This window comes from Ruegeria halocynthiae (assembly GCF_900106805.1).
GTDB lineage: Bacteria > Pseudomonadota > Alphaproteobacteria > Rhodobacterales > Rhodobacteraceae > Ruegeria > Ruegeria halocynthiae.
Map to the genome: position 1 here is coordinate 2,501 of NZ_FNNP01000024.1, position 3,679 is coordinate 6,179.

Here is a 3,679-nt window from a genome sequence, read left to right on the forward strand (position 1 = left end):
GCGTATCACGACTGAAACGAACAGAGTTGTCCAAGTCTAATATACTAACCCGAGCGACCTGCGTTGATCAGCTGCACGGCTGAGAGACCATATGGGGTTGCTCAATTGTCCTCGTCCAAGTGGCGGGGGCGGGAAATGTATGTTTTTGGTTCAGAAGAATGACTGCCTTTAGTTACCAGCTGGGCGGTCTCGATCGACATATGTTCTGACGCAGCTTCGGTTGTGGGCGGTTAAACGTCCTCAAGTAGCCGAATAGGCGGTAGGACACTAAAGTGTGTCTTTCTTTTTCTGGATCAAATCAAGCGCGAGAAGGGCGTTTGGTGAATGCCTTGGCAGCAAGAGGCGATGAAAGACGTGATACTCTGCGATAAGCCATGGGGAGCTGAGAATAAGCTTTGATCCATGGATTTCTGAATGGGGCAACCCACCTGATACTTTGTTATTGTTACCCTTCGGGGTGATCAATAATGAGGTAAACCAGGTATTTATGACCTGAATACATAGGGTTATAAAGGCAAACCCGGGGAACTGAAACATCTAAGTACCCGGAGGAAAGGAAATCAATTGATACTCCCCTAGTAGCGGCGAGCGAACGGGGACCAGCCGAGCCGTGAGTGTGAATAGAACCTGTTGGGAAGCAGGACCATAGAGGGTGACAGTCCCGTATATGAAGCATGATCGGACGTATTAAGTAGGGCGGAACACGTGAAATTCTGTCTGAAGATCGGAGGACCACCTTCGAAGGCTAAGTACTCCTTGCTGACCGATAGTGAACCAGTACCGTGAGGGAAAGGTGAAAAGCACCCCGACGAGGGGAGTGAAACAGTACCTGAAACCGAACGCCTACAATCAGTCGGAGCCTCCTTGCGGGGTGACGGCGTACCTTTTGTATAATGGGTCATCGACTTGGTCTCACGAGCAAGCTTAAGCCGTTAGGTGTAGGCGTAGCGAAAGCGAGTCTTAATAGGGCGCATGAGTTCGTGGGATCAGACCCGAAACCGAGTGATCTAGGCATGGCCAGGTTGAAGGTAAGGTAACACTTACTGGAGGACCGAACCCACATCCGTTGAAAAGGATCGGGATGAGCTGTGCCTAGGGGTGAAAGGCCAATCAAACTCGGAGATAGCTGGTTCTCTGCGAAATCTATTTAGGTAGAGCGTCATCCGAATACCCCGGGGGGTAGAGCACTGGATGGGTAATGGGGCCCCACAGGCTTACTGATCCTAACCAAACTCCGAATACCCGGGAGTACTAGATGGCAGACACACTGCGGATGCTAACGTCCGTAGTGGAGAGGGAAACAACCCTGACCTACGACTAAGGCCCCCAATTCATGGCTAAGTGGGAAAGCAGGTGGGACGACCAAAACAACCAGGATGTTGGCTTAGAAGCAGCCATCATTTAAAGATAGCGTAACAGCTCACTGGTCTAAATAAGTTGTCCTGCGGCGAAGATGTAACGGGGCTCAAGCCATGAGCCGAAGTCTAGGATGCCGTAAGGCATGGTAGCAGAGCGTAGTGTGACATAAGACTTATCCTCTTTAGTGTCTTTCGGGGCACCTTGGAGGATCGAGTCTTTTCGATGAAGCGGGCGCGTGAGCGATCCCGTGGAGAGATCACTAGTGAGAATGATGACATGAGTAGCGACAAAGAGTGTGAGAGACACTCTCGCCGAAAGTCCAAGGGTTCCTGCTTAAAGCTAATCTGAGCAGGGTAAGCCGGCCCCTAAGCCGAGGCCGAAAGGCGTAGGCGATGGGAACTAGGTTAATATTCCTAGGCCGTGGAGTGGTGACGGATCTCAGAGGTAGTTCATCCTTATCGGATTGAATGGGCTGCTGAGAGGTTCCTGGAAATAGCCCTCCTATAAGACCGTACCCTAAACCGACACAGGTGGACTGGTAGAGAATACCAAGGCGCTTGAGAGAACGATGTTGAAGGAACTCGGCAAAATACCTCCGTAAGTTCGCGAGAAGGAGGCCCGGTTCCTAGGCAACTAGGGGCTGGGGGCACAAACCAGGGGGTGGCGACTGTTTATTAAAAACACAGGGCTCTGCGAAGTCGCAAGACGACGTATAGGGTCTGACGCCTGCCCGGTGCCTGAAGGTTAAAAGGAGAGGTGAGAGCCTTGAATTGAAGCCCAGGTAAACGGCGGCCGTAACTATAACGGTCCTAAGGTAGCGAAATTCCTTGTCGGGTAAGTTCCGACCTGCACGAATGGCGTAACGACTTCCCCGCTGTCTCCAACATCGACTCAGCGAAATTGAATTGCCTGTCAAGATGCAGGCTTCCCGCGGTTAGACGGAAAGACCCCGTGCACCTTTACTACAGCTTCGCACTGGCATCAGGATTGTGATGTGCAGGATAGGTGGTGGGCTTTGAAGCAGAGACGCAAGTCTTTGTGGAGCCTCCCTTGAGATACCACCCTTCGCACTCTTGATGTCTAACCGCGGTCCGTTATCCGGATCCGGGACCCTGCGTGGCGGGTAGTTTGACTGGGGCGGTCGCCTCCTAAAGCGTAACGGAGGCGCGCGAAGGTTGGCTCAGAGCGGTCGGAAATCGCTCGTTGAGTGCAATGGCAGAAGCCAGCCTGACTGCGAGACTGACAAGTCGAGCAGAGTCGAAAGACGGCCATAGTGATCCGGTGGTCCCGAGTGGAAGGGCCATCGCTCAACGGATAAAAGGTACGCCGGGGATAACAGGCTGATACTGCCCAAGAGTCCATATCGACGGCAGTGTTTGGCACCTCGATGTCGGCTCATCTCATCCTGGGGCTGGAGCAGGTCCCAAGGGTACGGCTGTTCGCCGTTTAAAGAGGTACGTGAGCTGGGTTTAGAACGTCGTGAGACAGTTCGGTCCCTATCTGCCGTGGGTGTAGGAGACTTGAGAGGAGTTGCCCCTAGTACGAGAGGACCGGGGTGAACGATCCACTGGTGGACCTGTTGTTGCGCCAGCAGCAGTGCAGGGTAGCTATGATCGGACAGGATAACCGCTGAAGGCATCTAAGCGGGAAGCCCCCCTCAAAACAAGGTCTCCCTGAGGGCCGTGGAAGACCACCACGTCAATAGGCCGGAGATGTAAGCGCAGTAATGCGTTCAGTTGACCGGTACTAATCGCCCGATAGGCTTGATTTGATCCAGTAATGGAAAGACTGCCAACCGCCTCAAGTAGCGAAGCGGTAGGCGAACAAATAAGCCAAAAACATACACACCTTTGACCATGGATAACTTCGCAGCAACACGCTGCGGTGTTGATTGAATATATAACCGTGCAGGAACGCGCATCCGCTTCGCGAATACGCTGCCTCCTGCCCGTCGCGCTTTGCTTCGCAAAGTCGCGACGTAGGGCTTTTCCTCGGTTTGGTGGTCATAGCGCAAGTGAAACACCCGGTCCCATCCCGAACCCGGAAGTTAAGCACTGCCGCGCCAATGGTACTTGGGCTTAAGCCCCGGGAGAGTAGGTCACCGCCAAACCTAGAAAAAGCCCTCAATCAAACTTCTCTCTAAACGATCAAATAAAACACGACCAGGTCTCAAGTAGCCAAACAGGCCGTAGACCAACGCAAGGCCTCAAGTAGCGTAAGCGGTAGGTCAAATACAGTGTCGCGGGATGGAGCAGCCCGGTAGCTCGTCAGGCTCATAACCTGAAGGTCGTAGGTTCAAATCCTACTCCCGCAACCAAAA

1 tRNA gene and 2 rRNA genes are annotated in these 3,679 nt (G+C 53.0%); all 3 read left to right on the forward strand.

The annotated features are described in order from the left end of the window. Positions 1 to 296: 296 nt before the first annotated feature. Positions 297 to 3,130: ribosomal RNA gene (locus tag BLU89_RS20890) — 23S ribosomal RNA — on the forward strand. Positions 3,131 to 3,354: 224 nt separating this feature from the next. After that, positions 3,355 to 3,469 (forward strand): 5S ribosomal RNA (gene rrf / locus BLU89_RS20895). Positions 3,470 to 3,599: 130 nt separating this feature from the next. After that, a tRNA-Met gene (locus BLU89_RS20900) sits at positions 3,600 to 3,676 on the forward strand. Positions 3,677 to 3,679: the final 3 nt, after the last annotated feature.